This window comes from Mesorhizobium sp. 43Arga, from assembly GCF_053714255.1.
Genome location: NZ_JBSKBO010000011.1, coordinates 100485 through 118086 on the forward strand (window position 1 = coordinate 100485; position 17602 = coordinate 118086).

Consider the following 17602-nt stretch of genomic DNA (forward strand, 5'->3'; position numbering starts at 1 on the left):
AGGACGGCCGCCATGCTCTCTCCCAACAAAACCGCCGGACCGAGCCAGAACAGGGTTCCGGAGGTTACGCTCGATTTCTGGCTGATCAAGCTGATGGCGGTCACCATGGGCGAGACGGCGGCCGACTATCTCGCCGTCAATCTCGGGCTCGGGCTGACCGTCACCTCGCTGATCATGACCGGCGTGCTGATCGTCGCCCTTGGCCTGCAGTTCGCGCAAAAGCGCTATGTGCCGTGGGCCTACTGGCTGGCAGTGGTGCTGATCAGCGTCGTTGGCACGCTGATCACCGACAACCTCGTCGACACTTTCGGCGTGCGCCTGCAGACGACGACGATTGCCTTTTCGGTCGCGCTCGTGGCGACGTTCGCGGTCTGGTACGCCAGCGAGCGGACACTGTCGATCCATACCATCTTCACGACGAGGCGCGAGATCTTCTACTGGCTGGCGATCCTGTTCACCTTCTCGCTCGGAACCGCCGCCGGCGACCTCATCGCCGAGAGTTTCGACATGGGCTATCTCGCGTCAGGCCTTATGTTCGGCGGCGTCATCGCGCTGATCGCGCTTGCCTATTATCTCATTAACCTCGACGCCATCCTCGCCTTCTGGCTGGCTTACATCCTGACGCGCCCGCTCGGCGCCTCCTTCGGCGATCTTCTGTCGCAGCCGGTCGAATATGGCGGCCTCGGCTTCGGCGCCACCTTCACCAGCCTGATCTTCCTGGGCTGCATCGCGGCACTCGTCCTCTACATGACGCTGAAGAAAACCGCCGACGATGCCGACGAGATCCTGCTGGAGTCGGACTGAACCTTGACGAAGGTAGGGAAAGCGCTACCCGGCCATCCTAGGAACGGGGCCGTGCCGGTGATAGCCTGTGCCCGATATCGGCGATCAACCGGAACAGCGATGCGACTTCTTCTTGTCGAGGACGACCACAAGACAGCGGACTATATCGTCAGGGGACTGACCGAGGCCGGCCATGTCTGCGACCTCCTGCGCAACGGTCATGACGCGCTTTTCGCCGCCACCACCGGCAGCTATGACGTGATCGTCGCCGACCGTATGATCCCGGGTCTCGACGGCCTGTCGATGGTCAAGGCGGTGCGCGCGGCCGGCGTGCGCACGCCGGCGATCTTCCTCACCTCCGTCGGCGGCATCGACGACCGCGTCGAGGGGCTGGAGGCCGGCGGCGACGACTATCTGGTCAAGCCGTTCGCCTTTTCCGAGCTGCTTGCCCGCATCAACGCGCTTGGCCGCAGGCCGGCGGCACAGGAGCAGAAGACGGTGCTGCGGGTCGCCGACCTCGAAATGGACCTCATCATGCGGCGTGTCACGCGCCAGGGCCAGCCGATCGACCTGCAGCCGCGCGAATTCAGCCTGCTCGAGGTGCTGATGCGCGGCGAGGGCCGCGTCATCACCCGCACCATGCTTCTGGAGCGCGTCTGGGACTTTCATTTCGATCCCAAGACCAGTGTCGTCGAGACCCATATCAGCCGGCTGCGGGCCAAGGTCGACAAGCCGTTCGAGGCCCAGCTGATCCATACCATCCGCAACACCGGCTACAGCCTGCACGCGCCGCTTGCGCCATGACCGGAAGCTGGTCTCGCCTGCTGCGCAGCACGCCGTTCCGGCTTGCCTTGACGTTCGCTTTCCTGTTCGTGCTGGCTTTCGTGCTTTCGGGTGCCATCGTCTACCGGATGATGAGCGCCGATCTTGCCGAACGGCTCGATGAAACCATTAGGGAAACCTACTCGATCGTGACGGCGACCTATACCGAGAGCGACATCGAGGACCTGGTTTCCACGGTCGAAAGCCATTCGCAACTCAGCCCCAAGAAGGAACAGCTCTTTTCATTGACCGACGCAGCGGGAAAGCATCTGGCCGGCAACTTCACAGCGGCCGGGCTTCCCGATGGCTTCTCGATGTTCGATGCCGAAATGCCCGGTGTGCCTTCGGGCTCAGCGTATAGAGCCTTTTCCGGCTCGATCGGCGGCAACAACCTCACGATCGCCTTCAGCCTTTCCGAGACAGAGGAGCTGGAAACGGTGGTGCTGATGAGCTTCGGCTGGGGAACGCTGATCATCACCGGGCTGGCGATCGCAGGCGGCGCCCTGCTCGCCTCCCGCGTCCAGCGCCGCCTCGACGGCATCGCCGCCACCATGGTCGATGTTTCGCATGGACGGCTGGATACCCGCATTCCGTTGACCGGCAATGGCGACGACATCGATGTCGTCTCCAGCCAGGTCAATGCGGCGCTCGACCGCCTGTCGGCGCTGGTCGACGGCATGAAACAGGTCAGCGCCAACATCGCGCACGACCTGAAAACGCCACTCAATCGCCTGCAGATGATCCTGGAAGGCGCCGCCGACAAGGCAGCGCGGGATCAGGACGTCTCCGACGATCTGGCCGATGCCCGCGCCGAGGGCTACCAGATCAACGAGACCTTCGATGCGCTGCTGCGGATCGCCCAGATCGAGGCCGGTGCGCGCAAGGCACGCTTTACCGATCTCGACCTCGACGAAATCCTGCAAATCATTGCCGAGATCTACACCGGCGTTGCTGAAGACGACGGAAAAGTGCTGTCGCCCGCCCAATTGAACGAAACGGCGGACCCGATCCACGGCGACCGGGAACTGTTGACGCAGATGTTCGCCAATCTGGTCGAGAATGCGCTGCGCCATTGCCCGCCCGGCACGACCATCAAACTGTCGGTGAAGCGGCAAGGCGAGCGTGTCCTCGCCAGCGTCGCCGACAATGGACCCGGCATTCCTCCGGACGAGCGCGAACGGGTGTTTCAGCGACTCTACCGGCTGGACCACAGCCGCTCGACGCCGGGCAACGGCCTTGGCCTCAGCCTGGTGCGGGCCATTGCGGATTTGCATGGCGCATCCATCGCCCTTGACGATTGTCAGCCTGGCCTCGCGGTGGTGGTGAGCTTTCCGCTGGTAAGGTCGGCGGCGTCATAGGGCCGAGAGCTGGCGCCGGAAACTTGCCAAAGCGCCAATAGCTTACGAAAGGGTATGCGGCCGGCGACCCGCCCGTAAGCTTGCAGCGGCATAATGAATGGACCTGACCGTCCATCGAAAGGCCGCGGAAAATGAAAGACTTTTTTCGGAAAACCACCGGCATCTTGCCCGCTCTCGCCGTCGCGGTGTGCCTCGGCACGACAGCTCTCCTGGCTCCGGTGCTTGGCAGCCTGCCGGCCTCGGCCGCCGAGAAGCCCGTCCAGCCGGAGAAGAACCCGCCGGGCGACATTCCCGATTCGCAGGTCTTTATCGACTACACCTCGCCGCAAGGGTTCGCCCTGAAGGTACCGGAGGGTTGGGCACGGTCGGACCGTGCCGACGGCGCCAGCTTCGTCGACAAGCTGGATGGCGTCGTTGTCTCGGTTTCCAAGGCGGACGCCGCGCCCACAGTCGACAGCGCCAAGGCGGACTATGTCGCGAAGCTCGAGGCCGCCGGGCGCGCTGTGAAGGTCAGCGCGGTCAAGCAGGTCAAGCTGCCGGCCGGCACCGCGATCCGCATCGTCTACACCTCGAACTCCGAACCGAACGCGGTAACCAACCGGCAGGTTCGCCTCGAAAACGAGCGCTACCTCTATTTCAAGGACGGCAAGCTCGTTGCGCTCGAACTTTATGCGCCCAAGGGCGCCGACAATGTCGACCAGTGGCAATTGATGTCCAACTCGTTCCGGTGGAAGTGAGATGCACGCGCTGGACGCGCATGAGATCTACCGCTTTTTCCATATCGGCGACGACGAGACGGCCGCCTTGCGAGGCGTCAGTTTCCATGTCGCCGCCGGCGAGATCGTCGCCCTGGTCGGGCCTTCCGGCAGCGGCAAATCCACCTTGCTGGCTTGCGTGACCGGCCTCGATGAACCGGATGGCGGCTATGTCGAGGTGGGCGGCGTCCGGCTGACGCGGCGACCGGAGGCGCATCGCACGCGCGTTCGCGCCGCCAGCTTCGGCATTCTGCTGCAGTCCGGAAACCTGTTTGGCCACCTGAACGTCGAGCAGAACCTTCGATTGCAAATGCTGCTGGCGAACAAGCCGGACGACCGGCGAATCGCCGGCCTGTTGGAAAGTGTCGGCCTGTCGCATCGCGCCCGCGCTTTTCCGACCGAGCTGTCCGGCGGCGAGACCGCGCGCGCCGGCCTTGCCGTGGCGCTGGCCGCCGACCCGCCCATCCTGATTGCCGACGAGCCGACCGCGGAGGTCGATAGCGAGACCGAATCCCGGCTGATCGCCCATTTCGAGGCGAGGCGCGACGCCGGACTGGCGACACTGCTGGCCACCCACAGCAAGGTGCTGGCGCAGAGGGCCGATCGCATCATCAGGCTGAAGGATGGGAGGATCGTCCGTGGCTGAAACGCTCGTTGTCGCGAAAGGCCTCGGGCGGGACTTCCGCGATGGCAACGCCGGCCGGATCAGCGCGCTGCGCGATGTCGACTGCGAGATCGCGTCGGGTGCGCGCATCGCGCTCGTCGGACCTTCGGGCAGCGGCAAGACGACGCTGCTGCATATTCTTGGCGGCCTCGACCGGCCGACGGCCGGCACCGTCGAATGGCCCGGACTCGGTTCATTCGAAACTCTGAGGCCGCGCCAGATCGGCTTCGTGTTCCAGTCGCCCAGCCTGTTTCCGGCCCTCACCGCGGTCCAGAATATCGGCCTGCCCATGCTGCTGGCCGGCGAGTATGCCGGCGCCGACGACATCGGGGCATCGCTTCTGCAATCGTTCGGTCTTGGCGAACTCGGCGACAAGCTGCCGGAAGAACTGTCCGGCGGCCAGGCCCAGCGCATTGCCATGGCGCGCGCTCTGGCCATGGGTCCGAAGCTTGTGCTGGCCGATGAACCGACCGGGCAGCTGGACAGCCGAACGGCGCTGCGTTTCTTCGACGCCGTGTTCGACCGCCTGGAAGACACCGGCATCGCCCTGGTCGTTGCCACACATGACGAAGCCGTGGCCAACCGCATGGCGACGCGCTGGGTTATGGATCACGGCCGGCTCACCACCGGGCACCGGCCAGGGGCGGCGGCCGCATGATCGTCCTGCTGTGGATTCGGGGTGTGCTTGCCCGCCGCTTCCTGCGCGTGGCCGGTGCTGCCGCCGGCATCGCGCTGACGGTCGCCCTGCTCGCGGCGATGGCGCTCTTCCTCGCCAACGCCGGGGCATCGATGACCGTGCGGGCCGTATCGGCGGTTCCAATCGACTGGCAGGTGCAAATGATTTCCGGTGCCGATCCCGACCTCGTCGGCAAGGCGCTGACGGACGCTGCTCCGGTCACGGCCGTGCATCAGGTCCGCTATGCCGATGTCGCCGGCTTCGAGGCACGGACCGGCGGCACGACCCAGACCACGGGGCCTGGCCAGGCGGTTGCTTTCGACAACCGGTATTCCAGCGATTTCCCGGCGGAAATCCGCCCGCTTTCCGGCACCCTCGACGGCGCGCTGATTGCCCAGCAGACAGCCGCCAACCTCCATGTCGGTCCTGGCGACGCTGTCTCGATCCAGCGGATCGGCCTGCCGCCGGCGGAGGTCAGGATTGCCGGCGTCGTCGACCTTCCGGACGCCGACGCTTTGTTCCAGGCCGTTGGCCTGCCGCCCCAGGCAGCGCCGCAGGCTCCGCCCGACAATGTCCTCATTCTGCCACAGGAAGCCTGGCGGCAATTGTTCGATCCGCAGCATAAGGCGCGCCCCGACACCACCCGACTGCAATTGCATGTGCGGCTGGCCCACAAGGCGCTGCCGCCGGATCCCGTCACGGCCTATACTTTTGTCACCGCCGCCCAGCACAATCTCGAGGTGCGGGTCGCCGGTCAGGCCCTGGTGGCCGACAATCTCGGTTCGCGCCTCGGGGCGGTCCGCGAGGATGCGCTGTACGCCTCCGTCCTGTTTCTGTTTCTCGGGCTGCCCGGTGTCGCGCTGGCGGTTGCCCTTACCTTTGCCGTCACGGCGTCCGGTGCGGCGCGCCGGCGCACGGAGCAGGCGCTGCTTCGCGTCCGTGGCGCGACGACCAAAGCCGTCTTGCTTCTGTCCGCCACGGAAGCCGCCGTCGCGGCCATTGTTGGCACCGTGATCGGCATGGCCGCGGCATCGCTGCTTGCCATCATCGTTCCGGGTCTCGAGGGGGTGCTTGGCGTCAACGTGCCGGCGCTGCTCCTTGTCGCCTTGTTCGGGCTTCTGGTCGGGTTCATCGCCTTTCTCTACCCGGCCTTGCGGGACGCGCGCTGGGCGACCGTGACCGCGGCGCGGCGGACCGTGAGCCGGGCTGGCGCGCCGCTCTGGCAGCGCCTGTGGCTGGACATTCTGCTGCTCGCCGCGGCGGAATTGTTCTTCTGGCAATCGGCGAGCACCGGATACCAGATCGTTCTTGCGCCCGAAGGCGTGGCGGCGACAGCGGTGGACTACAAGGCATTCGTCGCGCCGGCCTTGTTCTGGCTCGGCATGGCGCTGCTGACGATCAGGCTGTCGGCCACGGTGATCGCCCGCAATGGCGCGCTCCTGCGAACGATCGTTGCCCCGGCATCGGGGGCACTGGCGCCCATTGTATCGGCCGCCCTGTCGCGGCAAGCGGGGCGGCTGACGATCGGCATTGCGATGACCGCGCTGGCGATCTCCTTCGCCACATCGACCGCCATCTTCAACACCACCTACAATGCCCAGGCGCGCATCGACGCCGAGCTCACGAATGGTTCCGACGTCACTGTCTTCGGCACGACGGACAGACCGGCCGGAGCGCACCTTGCGGCACTTGCCTCGCTGCCCGAAGCGGCGGCGGCCGAGCCCATGCAGCATCGTTTTGCCTATGTCGGCGCGGACCTGCAGGACCTCTACGGCATCGATCCCGCCCACATCGGACGCGCCACCGGTCTTTCCGATGCCTATTTCAGTGGCGCCGGCGCGGCCGGCACGCTCGCCCTGCTCGCCGCGACGCCGGACGGCGTTCTGGTCTCGGAAGAGACCGTACAGGATTTCCAGCTCCAGCAGGGCGATACGATCAATTTGAGGCTCATCGATGCCAGGGATCACCAGTATCATCCCGTGGCCTTCAGGTTCATCGGCGTCGCCCGCGAATTTCCGACCGCGCCAAAGGATTCCTTCCTCGTCGCCAATTCGGCCTATGTGGCCCGGATGACCGGCTCCGATGCGTCCGAATACGTGCTCATGCGGGCCAGGGCCGATCCTGCCGCATTGGCCCGGCAGGTTTCGTCGGCGCTGACCTCCGATCCGTCGCTGAAGGTGGCCGATATCGGCCAGGCCGCACATCTCATCGGCTCAAGCCTGACCGCGGTCGATCTCGGCGGATTGACGACAATCGAGTTGGGTTTCGCCGTCGTCATGGCCGCGGCGGCCGCCGGGCTGATGCTGGCGCTGGGGTTCTTCGAGCGTCGCCGGCCTTTCGCCATCCTGGCCGCGATCGGCGCCAAACCGCACCAGCTCGCCGCTTTCCTGTGGAGCGAAGGTCTGCTCATCCTCGTTGGCGGCATGACGTTCGGCCTGCTTTCAGGCCTGCTGACGGCGTGGATGCTGGTCAAGCTGCTGACCGGCGTTTTCGATCCGCCACCCGAAGCACTGTCGATCCCCTGGCTTTATCTGGCGGTCATGCTCGGTCTCGTCGCCGCTTCGGTGGCTGCCGCCGTTTGGTCCGCCAAGCCGTCGGCGCAACAGGCAGCGGAACAGCTGCGCGATTTGTGAGGCCGGGCGTCGACTTACCTATTTGTAAACTCGCGGCCAGCCCCTCGCCAACTCCACGGCCTAAGCTCGTTTTGTCTCTCGCTAAAGCAAAACGACGAGACAGATCCGGCGGCCAAACGGCCCGGATACCGGAGCCGCTCCAGGCCAAGGGCCAGCGGCTCCACAACCAAGTCAAACAGGAAAAAGACCATGAAGAAGTCAGCTATCGCAGCCGCAATGATACTCGCCGTCGTATCCTCGACCAGTGCTTTCGCCAAGGCGGCCACCGGCACCATTGCCAGCATCGACAAGAAGGGCGACTCGATCACGCTTTCCGACGGCAAGACCTTCGTCCTGCCGGAAGGCATCGAGGCCGAGTCGCTGAAGGTCGGCGAGAAGGTGGTGGTGACCTATTCGGCCAAGGCCGGCAAGCTGGCGGCATCGAGCATCCAGCCGGCTAAATAGAGGGAATGGGACCGAGCCGGGAGCGGCTCGGTCCTCCGCCGGGCTCAATGCAACGTGCCGGGCGCCATCGTCCTCAAAAGCCCGCTCACCGATCAATCCGTGTCGACAAAATAATCGACGACGAGGTCCGCTCGACACCGTCCATGGCGCCGATCTGGTCGAGCAGTGCGTCGAGGTCGCGGATCGACGGGGCGTCGACAACGACGATCATGTCGAAATTGCCACTGACCGAATGCAGCGTCCTGACCGGCGGCAGCGCCTGCAGCGCGCGCACCACCTTGTCGGCGAGCTTGGGCGTCACGGTGAGCAGCACATGCGCCTTGACCAGGCCCTGCTCATAGTCGGCGGAGAGCTTGACGCCGTAGCCTGAGATGATGCCGCGCTGTTCCAGCCGCTCTATCCGGCTCTGCACCGTGGTGCGCGACACGCCGAGCCGCCGCGCCAGTTCAGCCGTCGAGGCGCGGGCGTTGGCGCGCAGCAGGGAAAGTAGGGCTTGTTCGGCTTCACTGAGCATTTCGACGAACTCCGTCGGCGGATCGGCTAGAAAAGGGGTTCACTCTGCCAGATTCCACGCTTCCTTTCGACAGGCAAGCTGCGATGATTCTGCCAACTTGAAACTGGCAGGGGTATTTGGCCATGAACAACATCGTTATCGTCGGCGCCGGCAAGATCGGCTCGACCATCGCCGGAATGCTCGCCGCAACAGGCGACTACCGCGTCACCCTCGTCGACCGTTCGGCGGCACAGCTTGCCGCGGCCGAAGTCCCCGCCGGCGTCGAGACACTCGAACTCGACATCGCGGCGCCCGGCGCGCTGGAAGCAACGCTTGCCGGCAAGTTCGCCGTGCTGAGCGCCGCCCCCTTCCATCTCACCACGCGCATCGCCGAAGCGGCGGCCAGTGCCGGCGTGCATTATCTCGACCTGACCGAGGATGTCGTCTCGACCCGCCGCGTCAAGGAACTGGCGCGTTCGGCCAAGACCGCCTTCATCCCGCAATGCGGGCTGGCGCCGGGCTTCATCTCGATCGTCGCCAATGATCTCGCCAGCCGCTTCGACACGCTGGAAAGCGTGCGCATGCGCGTCGGCGCGCTGCCGCAGTACCCGTCCAATGCGCTGAACTACAATCTGACCTGGAGCACCGACGGCGTCATCAACGAATATTGCGAGCCCTGCGAGGCGATCGTCGAGGGTGAGCTGATCGAAGTGCCGCCGCTGGAAGAGCGCGAGGAATTCTCGCTCGACGGCGTCACCTATGAGGCGTTCAACACGTCCGGCGGGCTCGGCACCTTGGCCGAGACGCTGAAGGGCAAGGTGCGCACGCTGAACTACCGCACCATCCGCTACCCCGGCCACGCCGCGATCATGAAGGCGCTGCTCAACGATCTCGGCCTGCGCCACCGCCGCGACGTGCTGAAGGACATTTTTGAGAGCGCGCTGCCGGCGACGCTACAGGACGTGGTCATCGTCTTCGTCACCGTCTCCGGCCGCCGCAACGGCCGCTTGCTGCAGGAAACCTACGCCAACAAGATCTATTCGCAGCGCGTCGGCAACCAACTGCGCAGCGCCATCCAGATCACCACCGCGTCCGGCATCTGCGCCGTTCTCGACATGCTGGCCGACGGCAGCCTGCCGGCGACGGGTTTCGTCAAGCAGGAAGACATCGCGCTGGATGCTTTTCTGGCCAATCGTTTCGGCCGGGCCTATGCGCAGCATGAGATGGTGAGCCGGCTGGCGGGGTGAGCTTTTCACCCTCCCCCCTGTGGGGAGGGTCGGCTCTCAATCGGAGCGAGGCGGAGATTGGGAGACGGGGCGGGGGTGAGCGCCGACGATCGGAGAAGACCCCACCCCGCTCCGCTTCGCGGATCGACCCTCCCCACAAGGGGGAGGGTAAAGCTCTAAATATGCAGCGCGTGGCCCAGCGCCTTCAGCGCCGCTTCCTGGAACCCCTCGCCTTGCGTCGGGTGCGCATGGATGGTGCCGGCGATGTCCTCCAGCCGCGCCCCCATCTCCAGCGCCAGGCCGAACGCCGCCGCCAGCTCCGACACCCCCTGCCCGACCGCCTGGATGCCGACCACCAGATGGTTGTCGGCGCGGGCGACGACGCGGACGAATCCATCCTCGCCGAGCTTGGTCATGGCGCGACCGTTGGCGGCGAACGGGAACAGCCCGACCGTGATCTCGCTTTGGGCCTTGGCTTCCTCGGGTGACAGCCCGACCGTCACCAGCTCAGGATCGGTAAAGCACACGGCGGGGATCGCGCGCTTGTCCCAGCTGCGCTTGTGGCCGGCGACGATCTCGGCGACCATTTCGCCTTGCGCCATCGCCCGATGCGCCAGCATCGGCTCGCCGGTGACGTCGCCGATGGCGTAGATGCCGCGCATCGAGGTGCGGCACTGGTCGTCGATCCGGATGAACTTGCCTGACATGTCGAGGTCGATCTGGTCGAGGCCCCAGCCTTCGGTCACCGGCTTGCGGCCGACCGTCACCAGGATCCTGTCGGCGGAAACCTTCGCATTCTTGCCGTCCGCCGTCTCGACCAGCAGCGCATCGCGTTTTGTCGACAGCCCCTTGGCCTTGGCGCCCAGCATCACCTCGATGCCGAGCGCGGCAAGCCGTTTCACCACGGGCCGGGTCAGTTCGGCGTCATACTGCGCCAGCAGGCGCGGCAAGGCCTCGACCACAGTCACCTTGGCGCCCATTTTGGCGAAGGCCATGCCGAGTTCCAGCCCGATATAGCCGCCACCGACGACCGCGAGTTTTCCGGGCACCGCACTCAAAGCCAGCGCATCCGTGGACGATATCACAGGCCCGCCAAAGGGCAGAAATGGCAGTTCCACCGGCGCCGAGCCGGTGGCGATGACGATCGTCTCCGCTCGGATCACCTGGCTTCCCGTCTCGGTCTCGACCCCGACGGTCTTGCCGTCGCGGAACGTCGCCCAGCCATGCACGGTCTTGACGCCGGCCTTCTTCAGCAGGCCGGCGACACCGCTGTTGAGCCGGCTGACGATGCCGTCCTTCCAGGCGACGGTTTTGCCAAGATCGAGCGCGGGCGCCGCGACAGAAATGCCGAGCGGGCTCTTGCCGCCGGCCATATGCGAGACCTTCTCGAACTCTTCCGCCGCATGGATCAGCGCCTTGGACGGGATGCAGCCGACATTGAGGCAGGTGCCGCCCGGCTTCGCAACCTCGACGATGACCGTGTCGACGCCAAGCTGGCCGGCACGGATCGCGCAGACATAACCGCCCGGACCGGCGCCGATGACGAGCAGCTTGCAGGAGATTTCTTTCATGTTGCGACCCTTCGATCCGAGGGAATGTTCCGTCGCGATCCTTCACGCCCCCCTCTGTCCTGCCGGACATCTCCCCCACGAGGGGGGAGATTGGCAGTTTCGTCGCTGCGCCCATTTCGCCAGTATTGGAGTTTGGCGAAAGCCGGCGTGATATCCGATCTCCCCCCTTGTGGGGGAGATGCCTGGCAAGGCAGAGGGGGGCGCTGGCCCGCGGTCATCTCGGTCATTCCACCCTCAATCCACAAAGATCAGCGCCGGCGTTTCCAGCAGCGCCTTGATGCGCTGCACGAACACCGCGGCGTCCCAGCCGTCGATCACCCGGTGGTCGAAGCTCGACGACAGGTTCATCATCTTGCGCGGGATGAACTGGGTCCCGTCCCACACCGGCCGCACCATCATCTTGTTGACGCCGATGATCGCCACTTCCGGATGGTTGATGACCGGCGTCGTCGCGATGCCACCCATGGCGCCGAGCGAGGTGATGGTGATGGTCGAGCCGGACAGTTCGTCGCGCGTCGCGGTGCCGGACTTGGCCGCCTCGGCCAGCCTGACGACCTCGGCGCCGCAATCCCAGATGTCGCGTGCCTCGGCATGCTTGACGACAGGCACCACCAGCCCGGATGGCGTCTGCGCGGCGATGCCGATATGGATGCCGCCATGCTGGTGGATGATGCCAGCCTCGTCGTCGAACAGCGAATTGAGCTGAGGCTGGTCCGCGATCGCCTTGACCATCGCCCGCATCAGGAACGGCAGCAATGTCAGCTTCGGCCTCTCTCCAGCACCCTTGGCGGCCCGCTTCTCCTTGTTGAGCGCGGCGCGCAATTCCTCGAGTGCCGTGACGTCGATCTCCTCGACATAGGTGATGTGCGGGATGCGCGATTTGGACAGCGTCATCTTCTCGGCGATCTTGCGCCGCAAGCCCACCACCTTGATATCCTCGACGGCATCGTTGCGCGCGAGGCCCGATGCTTTGGCGACCTGCGGGCCGCGCGCCAGGAACGCCTCGATGTCCTCATGGCCGATACGGCCGGCCGGGCCGCTTCCCCCGACTTGCCTGAGATCGATGCCGGCCTCCTTCGCGCGCAGCCGCACGGCGGGCGACGCCAGCGGCTTTTCACCCTCCGGGCGCGGCGCGCCGGAAACGGACCTCTGCCCGCTGCCTTTCGAAAAGGCCGGAGCCGATTTCGCCTCAGGAGCAGCGGCTTTTGGCGTGGTCTTCGCGACCGGCGCGGCGGTCTCCGGCTTCGGCGTCGGAAGCTTGGCCGGCGGCTCGGCGGCCACCACCTCCACCGCGCCGCCCTGCGGCTTTACATTGCCCTCGCCCGCCACTTTCAGCCGCACGATCGGCGAGCCGATCGCCACCGTGTCGCCGATCTCGGCGCCCAGCCACAGGATCTCGCCATCGACGGGGGAAGGGATCTCGACCGTCGCCTTGTCGGTCATGACGGCGGCGAGCACGGTGTCCTCGCGCACGATGTCGCCGACCTTGACATGCCATTCGACGAGTTCGGCCTCGGCAACGCCTTCGCCGACATCGGGAAGCTTGATGATGTGTTCGCCCATGTCAGGCCTCCCCCATTTTAGGCTTCCAATGTTTCTTTGAGCGCGCGGCCGACCCGGGCGGGACCGGGGAAATAGTCCCATTCCTGCGCGTGCGGATAGGGCGTGTCCCAGCCGGCGACCCGCGCCACCGGCGCCTCCAGATGGTAGAAGCAGTTTTCCTGCACCAGCGCCGACAGCTCGGCGCCGAAGCCGGAGGTCAGCGTCGCCTCATGCACGATGACGCAGCGCCCGGTCTTTCTGACCGATGCGACGATGGCGTCGAGGTCGAGCGGCAGCAGCGTCCTCAGATCGATGATCTCGGCATCGATGCCGGTCTCCTCGGCCGCGGCCTGCGCGACATAGACCATGGTGCCGTAGGCGAGCACGGTGACAGCGGAACCCGCCCTGCGGATCGCCGCCTTGCCGAGCGGTACGGTGTAATGGCCGTCGGCGACCTCGCCGAGTTCATGCTTTGACCACGGCGTCACCGGTCGGTCGTGATGGCCGTCGAACGGGCCATTGTAGAGCCGCTTCGGCTCGAGGAAAATCACTGGATCGGGATCCTCGATCGCTGCGATCAGCAGCCCCTTGGCGTCATGCGGATTGGACGGCACCACCGTCTTCAGCCCGGATACATGGGTGAACAAGGCTTCCGGGGACTGGCTGTGCGTCTGGCCGCCGAAAATGCCGCCGCCGGTCGGCATGCGGACCACGATCGGGCAGGTGAAATCGCCGTTTGAACGGTAGCGCAGCCGTGCTGCTTCCTGGGTGAGCTGGTCGTAGGCCGGATACATGTAGTCGGCAAACTGAATTTCCACACAGGGCTTCAGCCCGTAGGCGGCCATGCCGATGGCCGAGCCGACAATGCCGGATTCGTTGATCGGCGCGTCGAAGCAGCGGCTCTTGCCGTATTTGGCCTGCAGGCCCTGCGTGCAGCGGAAGACGCCGCCGAAGAAGCCGACATCCTCGCCGAAGACGACGACCTTGTCGTCGCGCCCCATCGACACGTCCATGGCATCGCGAATGGCCTCGATCATGGTCCGTCTCGGCATGGCTCAGACTCCCGCCTGCTGGCGCTGGCGCCTGAGATGCGGCGGCATCTCGGCATAGAGGCCCTCGAACATGTCGCGCGTCGACGGCTTGCCGCCGGCATGCAGCGTGCCGTGGCTTTCCGCCTCCTTCTGCGCCGCGATCACCGTGTCGAGGATTTCGGCCTCGGCCTGCGCGTGGCGCTCGTCCGACCAGACGCCGAGCCCGATCAGATGGTTCTTCAGCCGCACGATCGGGTCGCCGAGCGGCCAGGCGTCGGATTCGGTCTTCGGCCGGTAGGCGGAAGGATCGTCCGAGCTCGAATGGGCCCCGGCGCGGTAGGTGACATATTCGACCAGCGTCGGCCCGAGATTCTTGCGCGCGCGCTCGGCCGCCCATTTGGCCACCGCGTGCACGGCGAGATAGTCATTGCCGTCGACACGCAGCGACGGGATGCCGAAGCCGAGGCCCCGCGCGGCGAAGGTTCCGGAGCCGCCGCGCGCAATGCCTTGAAAGGTCGAGATCGCCCACTGGTTGTTGACGACATTGAGCACCACGGGTGCCTTGTAGGTGGAGGCGAACACCAGCGCCGAGTGGAAATCGGATTCCGCCGTCGAGCCGTCGCCGATCCAGCCCGCCGCAATCTTGGAATCGTTCGAGATCGCCGAGGCCATCGCCCAGCCGACCGCCTGGATGTACTGCGTCGCCAGATTGCCGGAGATGGAGAAGAAACCATGCTCCTTCGACGAATACATGATCGGCAGCTGCCGGCCCTTCAGCGGGTCGGCCTCGTTCGAGTAGATCTGGTTCATCATCGTGACCATCGGATAGCCGTCGGCGATGAGCAGGCCGGCCTGCCGGTAGGTCGGAAAATTCATGTCGCCCGGCTCGAGCGCCTTGCGGAAGGCGCAGCTCACCGCCTCTTCGCCGAGATGCTGCATATAGAAGGACGTTTTTCCCTGGCGCTGCGCCATCTGCATGCGGGCGTCGAAGGTCCGCAGAGTCATCATGTGGCGCAGGCCTTCCAGCAGCTCCTCACTGGAGAGCAGCCCGGCCCACGGTCCGACGGCTTCGCCATCGCGGTTCAGCACGCGGATGATGGAAAAGGCCATGTCGCGGATTGTGCGCGGATCGACATCGATGTCGGGGCGCGGCACCGAGCCGGCCGCGGCGATGGTCACATTGGAGAAATCAGGCGTGCCGCCCGGCCGCACTTCCGGCTCCGGAACGTGAAAACGCAACATCCCAGCGTCGGCCATGACCTTCGTCCTCCAATGTTGCCTGGTGCCGATATTTGCACATCCGCGCGTCCAGTGCGAATTCGCCGAAGGTCATCGGACCGGCCGCGCCGGCCGAGCCAACCTCCCCGCACCAAGATGAAGATATGTCCGCGAAATTTCTTGTCGATGTTTCACGACAGCGCGCAATTTGACGCAAGGTTGCGCAGGGGTTTCCGCCAGATAAGGCGATTCACTGTCGGGCGCTGCGGTTGAAGCCGCCAATCTCCCCCACGAGGGGGGAGATCGAACTCTGTTCACGCCGCCGCCGTGCCATGCTAACCACCCCCCATGGCACAGAAGAAAGCTTTCGAGGTCGATTCCTGGCTCGCGCGACCTGATGCGCGCTTCTCCATCGTCCTGCTTTATGGTCCCGACCGCGGCCTCGTCTCCGAGCGTGCGAAAGCCTTTGCCGAAAAGACCGGGCTGCCGCTCGACGATCCTTTTTCCGTCGTCCGGCTCGAGGGTTCGGAGGTCGACCGTGACGAAGGCCGCCTGCTCGACGAAGCCCGCACCGTGCCGATGTTTTCCGACCGCCGGCTGCTCTGGGTGCGCAATGCCGCCGGCCAGAAGGCGCTCGCCGAGGACGTCAAGGCGCTGACGGCGGAGCCCGCGCGCGATGCCATCATCCTCATCGAGGCCGGCGACCTCAAGAAGGGCGTCGGCCTGCGCGCCGTGGTCGAGGGCGCCGACAACGCCATGGCGCTGCCTTGCTACGCCGACGAGGCCGGCGACATCGACACGGTCATCGACGACGAATTGCGCAAGGCCGGCATGTCGATGACGCTGGAGGCCAGACAATCGCTGCGTCGCAATCTCGGCGGCGACCGGCTGGCCTCGCGCGGCGAGATCGAAAAGCTCATCCTCTACGTCCACGGCCAGAAGGAGATCGGCCTGGAGGATGTCAGGGCGATGTCAGGCGACGTCTCCGGCGCCTCGTTCGACGATGCCGTCGACGCGCTGCTCGAAGGCAAGATCGGCGACTTCGACACCGCCTTCACCCGCCACTGCCAGTCCGGCGGCCCGCCCTTCCTGGTGCTGTCCTCGGCGATGCGCCAATTGCAGCAGATCCAGGTGATGCGTGGCCAGATGGACTCCGCCGGGCGCAATGCCGCCTCGGTCGTCGCCGGCGCCCGCCCGCCGGTTTTCTTTTCGCGGCGCAAGCTGGTGGAGAAGGCACTGGAGCGCTGGAGCAGCGAAGCGCTAAGCCGCGCGCTGACCCGGCTGCAGACCGCGGTGCTGCAGACCCGCAAACGGCCCGATCTGTCCGAGGCACTGGCGCGTCAGGCACTGCTCGGCATTGCGGTGGAGAGCGCGAGGCTGGGGCAGCGTTAGGAGGGCAATCCTCCCGTACTGTGCGGCCAACAGCTACTCGCCGGACCAATTGATCGGGGCGTAATGTCCGTTTTGGCCCGAATTGTCCCAGCTCATGCCATGGTCGCTGAATGTGCTGCCTTGCGCCCCCATCGCCATGGCCAGCCAGTCGGGATTGACGGGATGGCCGGTGGCCGCCCACATCTGCCCGTCCTCGCGCATCGTCGGCAGCGGCTCGACCGCCATCCGCATGACGCCGGCAATCGCCGCCGACCGCTTCTTGCCGTCTATCCGGTAGTCTATCGGCACCTTCCTGGCGCCGAGGTTCGTGCCGATCATCGGTGCCAACACCGCCATGGGGCCGCCCGCGGCGCCAGTGAAGATGGCACCCAGCGCCTCTGTCTGCCTGTCATCGGCCCGTTCGTCGATATAGGCGGCGGCTGTCCAATTGCCGTCTGCCATCGGACCCGGCGTGTGGGCGACCAGCGCGACGCTCAGCCCATCCAATCGAACGTCGCCGTAATTGCCCGTATCGATATGAAAGACCAGGCCGACGTCGCAAACGCCTTTCGTCGGCTTTGATGTCAGCTGCGCCTTGGTGGACAGCAGGCAAGGGCACACGACATCGCAGCTGCAATTTTCGAAGTAGCTTCCGGACAATTGCCAACGGACTGCCATTTGCACCTCCCATGCGTCAGGCGCGTCGGCATATCATTTTGGCGAGGCGGTGCCATTTCACGACGACTGCAGGAATGGCAAATAGCCCTCGCCGCGACCGGCACGCCTGGGCAATTTATTTAAGCCATGTCTAAAACAAGTTACGCCGTTGCCGGGCACTGTCAAGCCGCGGGTTAGGCTGGGGCTGCGGTCGGCGATTGGCCCATCTCCCCCCTCGTGGGGGAGATGGCTGGCAAGCCAGAGGGGGCGCTGACCCGCCGACTTCTCGATCAATCGCGATGCAGCTTCAGGTGAGTTCTCGGCCAGTCTAAGATGAACAAGGCAGCGCCCTACGACG

At 65.4% G+C, this 17602-nt stretch carries 16 protein-coding genes; 10 read left to right on the forward strand and 6 right to left on the reverse strand.

Annotated features, from left to right (window positions below; genetic code table 11):
• Window positions 1-12: 12 nt before the first annotated feature.
• The 8 genes from ACWGS8_RS29690 (at window position 13) to ACWGS8_RS29725 (ending at window position 8135) form a co-directional block, all read left to right on the forward strand.
• Window positions 13-804: a COG4705 family protein gene (locus ACWGS8_RS29690; RefSeq protein WP_454584265.1), complete on the forward strand. Its 792-nt coding sequence runs from the start codon at window positions 13-15 to the stop codon at window positions 802-804.
• Between the two features lie 99 nt (window positions 805-903).
• On the forward strand, window positions 904-1587 hold the full coding sequence (locus tag ACWGS8_RS29695) for a winged helix-turn-helix domain-containing protein (protein WP_454584266.1): 684 nt from the start codon (window positions 904-906) through the stop codon (window positions 1585-1587).
• On the forward strand, window positions 1584-2963 hold the full coding sequence (locus ACWGS8_RS29700; RefSeq protein WP_454584267.1) for an ATP-binding protein: 1380 nt from the start codon (window positions 1584-1586) through the stop codon (window positions 2961-2963). Before ACWGS8_RS29695 ends, ACWGS8_RS29700 begins: the two co-directional genes overlap by 4 nt.
• A gap of 131 nt (window positions 2964-3094) precedes the next feature.
• The gene (locus ACWGS8_RS29705; protein WP_454584268.1) at window positions 3095-3700 is read left to right on the forward strand and encodes a hypothetical protein; all 606 of its coding nucleotides are present in this window, start codon (window positions 3095-3097) and stop codon (window positions 3698-3700) included.
• A gap of 1 nt (window position 3701) precedes the next feature.
• A complete protein-coding gene (locus ACWGS8_RS29710; RefSeq protein ID WP_454584269.1) occupies window positions 3702-4364 on the forward strand; it encodes an ABC transporter ATP-binding protein in 663 nt (220 codons plus the stop codon).
• The gene (locus ACWGS8_RS29715; RefSeq protein ID WP_454584270.1) at window positions 4357-5040 is read left to right on the forward strand and encodes an ABC transporter ATP-binding protein; all 684 of its coding nucleotides are present in this window, start codon (window positions 4357-4359) and stop codon (window positions 5038-5040) included. Before ACWGS8_RS29710 ends, ACWGS8_RS29715 begins: the two co-directional genes overlap by 8 nt.
• On the forward strand, window positions 5037-7691 hold the full coding sequence (locus ACWGS8_RS29720) for an FtsX-like permease family protein (protein WP_454584271.1): 2655 nt from the start codon (window positions 5037-5039) through the stop codon (window positions 7689-7691). The genes ACWGS8_RS29715 and ACWGS8_RS29720 overlap by 4 nt, the downstream gene beginning before the upstream one ends.
• Window positions 7692-7880: 189 nt before the next feature.
• Window positions 7881-8135, forward strand: a complete 255-nt coding sequence (locus ACWGS8_RS29725; RefSeq protein ID WP_454584272.1) for a DUF1344 domain-containing protein — start codon at window positions 7881-7883, stop codon at window positions 8133-8135.
• A gap of 85 nt (window positions 8136-8220) precedes the next feature.
• Here ACWGS8_RS29725 and ACWGS8_RS29730 read toward each other — a convergent pair whose 3' ends face one another.
• Window positions 8221-8649 (reverse strand): Lrp/AsnC family transcriptional regulator, encoded by a 429-nt coding sequence (locus ACWGS8_RS29730; RefSeq protein WP_454584273.1) that lies wholly within the window; start codon window positions 8647-8649, stop codon window positions 8221-8223.
• Between the two features lie 122 nt (window positions 8650-8771).
• Here ACWGS8_RS29730 and ACWGS8_RS29735 point away from each other — a divergent pair, with 122 nt between their 5' ends.
• Window positions 8772-9875, forward strand: coding sequence for a saccharopine dehydrogenase C-terminal domain-containing protein (locus ACWGS8_RS29735; protein ID WP_454584274.1), 1104 nt, complete (start codon window positions 8772-8774; stop codon window positions 9873-9875).
• Between the two features lie 155 nt (window positions 9876-10030).
• On the opposite strand, the gene lpdA is transcribed toward ACWGS8_RS29735, so the two are convergent.
• From lpdA to ACWGS8_RS29755, 4 genes are all read right to left on the reverse strand, one after another.
• Entirely contained in the window at window positions 10031-11425 is a 1395-nt protein-coding gene (gene lpdA, locus ACWGS8_RS29740; RefSeq protein WP_454584275.1) for a dihydrolipoyl dehydrogenase, read from the reverse strand.
• Between the two features lie 234 nt (window positions 11426-11659).
• Complete coding sequence (locus ACWGS8_RS29745; protein WP_454584276.1) at window positions 11660-12988, reverse strand: dihydrolipoamide acetyltransferase family protein; 1329 nt, start codon at window positions 12986-12988, stop codon at window positions 11660-11662.
• A gap of 17 nt (window positions 12989-13005) precedes the next feature.
• Window positions 13006-14019 (reverse strand): alpha-ketoacid dehydrogenase subunit beta, encoded by a 1014-nt coding sequence (locus ACWGS8_RS29750; protein WP_454584277.1) that lies wholly within the window; start codon window positions 14017-14019, stop codon window positions 13006-13008.
• Between the two features lie 3 nt (window positions 14020-14022).
• Entirely contained in the window at window positions 14023-15255 is a 1233-nt protein-coding gene (locus tag ACWGS8_RS29755; RefSeq protein ID WP_454584278.1) for a thiamine pyrophosphate-dependent enzyme, read from the reverse strand.
• A 309-nt stretch (window positions 15256-15564) separates the two neighbouring features.
• On the opposite strand from ACWGS8_RS29755, the gene holA reads away from it, so the two are divergent.
• Entirely contained in the window at window positions 15565-16608 is a 1044-nt protein-coding gene (gene holA / locus ACWGS8_RS29760; protein ID WP_454584279.1) for a DNA polymerase III subunit delta, read from the forward strand.
• Window positions 16609-16641: 33 nt separating this feature from the next.
• Here the strand turns inward: holA and ACWGS8_RS29765 are convergent, their stop codons facing one another.
• Complete coding sequence (locus tag ACWGS8_RS29765; protein ID WP_454584280.1) at window positions 16642-17265, reverse strand: DUF1326 domain-containing protein; 624 nt, start codon at window positions 17263-17265, stop codon at window positions 16642-16644.
• Window positions 17266-17602 lie beyond the last annotated feature (337 nt).

Coding starts and splice junctions, on each gene's coding strand:
- ACWGS8_RS29690 (WP_454584265.1), top strand. CDS start 13: ATGCTCTCTCCCAACAAAACCGCCGGACCGAGCCAGAACAGGGTTCCG.
- ACWGS8_RS29695 (WP_454584266.1), top strand. CDS start 904: ATGCGACTTCTTCTTGTCGAGGACGACCACAAGACAGCGGACTATATC.
- ACWGS8_RS29700 (WP_454584267.1), top strand. CDS start 1,584: ATGACCGGAAGCTGGTCTCGCCTGCTGCGCAGCACGCCGTTCCGGCTT.
- ACWGS8_RS29705 (WP_454584268.1), top strand. CDS start 3,095: ATGAAAGACTTTTTTCGGAAAACCACCGGCATCTTGCCCGCTCTCGCC.
- ACWGS8_RS29710 (WP_454584269.1), top strand. CDS start 3,702: ATGCACGCGCTGGACGCGCATGAGATCTACCGCTTTTTCCATATCGGC.
- ACWGS8_RS29720 (WP_454584271.1), top strand. CDS start 5,037: ATGATCGTCCTGCTGTGGATTCGGGGTGTGCTTGCCCGCCGCTTCCTG.
- ACWGS8_RS29725 (WP_454584272.1), top strand. CDS start 7,881: ATGAAGAAGTCAGCTATCGCAGCCGCAATGATACTCGCCGTCGTATCC.
- ACWGS8_RS29730 (WP_454584273.1), bottom strand. CDS start 8,649: ATGCTCAGTGAAGCCGAACAAGCCCTACTTTCCCTGCTGCGCGCCAAC.
- ACWGS8_RS29735 (WP_454584274.1), top strand. CDS start 8,772: ATGAACAACATCGTTATCGTCGGCGCCGGCAAGATCGGCTCGACCATC.
- lpdA (WP_454584275.1), bottom strand. CDS start 11,425: ATGAAAGAAATCTCCTGCAAGCTGCTCGTCATCGGCGCCGGTCCGGGC.
- ACWGS8_RS29745 (WP_454584276.1), bottom strand. CDS start 12,988: ATGGGCGAACACATCATCAAGCTTCCCGATGTCGGCGAAGGCGTTGCC.
- ACWGS8_RS29750 (WP_454584277.1), bottom strand. CDS start 14,019: ATGCCGAGACGGACCATGATCGAGGCCATTCGCGATGCCATGGACGTG.
- ACWGS8_RS29755 (WP_454584278.1), bottom strand. CDS start 15,255: ATGGCCGACGCTGGGATGTTGCGTTTTCACGTTCCGGAGCCGGAAGTG.
- holA (WP_454584279.1), top strand. CDS start 15,565: ATGGCACAGAAGAAAGCTTTCGAGGTCGATTCCTGGCTCGCGCGACCT.
- ACWGS8_RS29765 (WP_454584280.1), bottom strand. CDS start 17,265: ATGGCAGTCCGTTGGCAATTGTCCGGAAGCTACTTCGAAAATTGCAGC.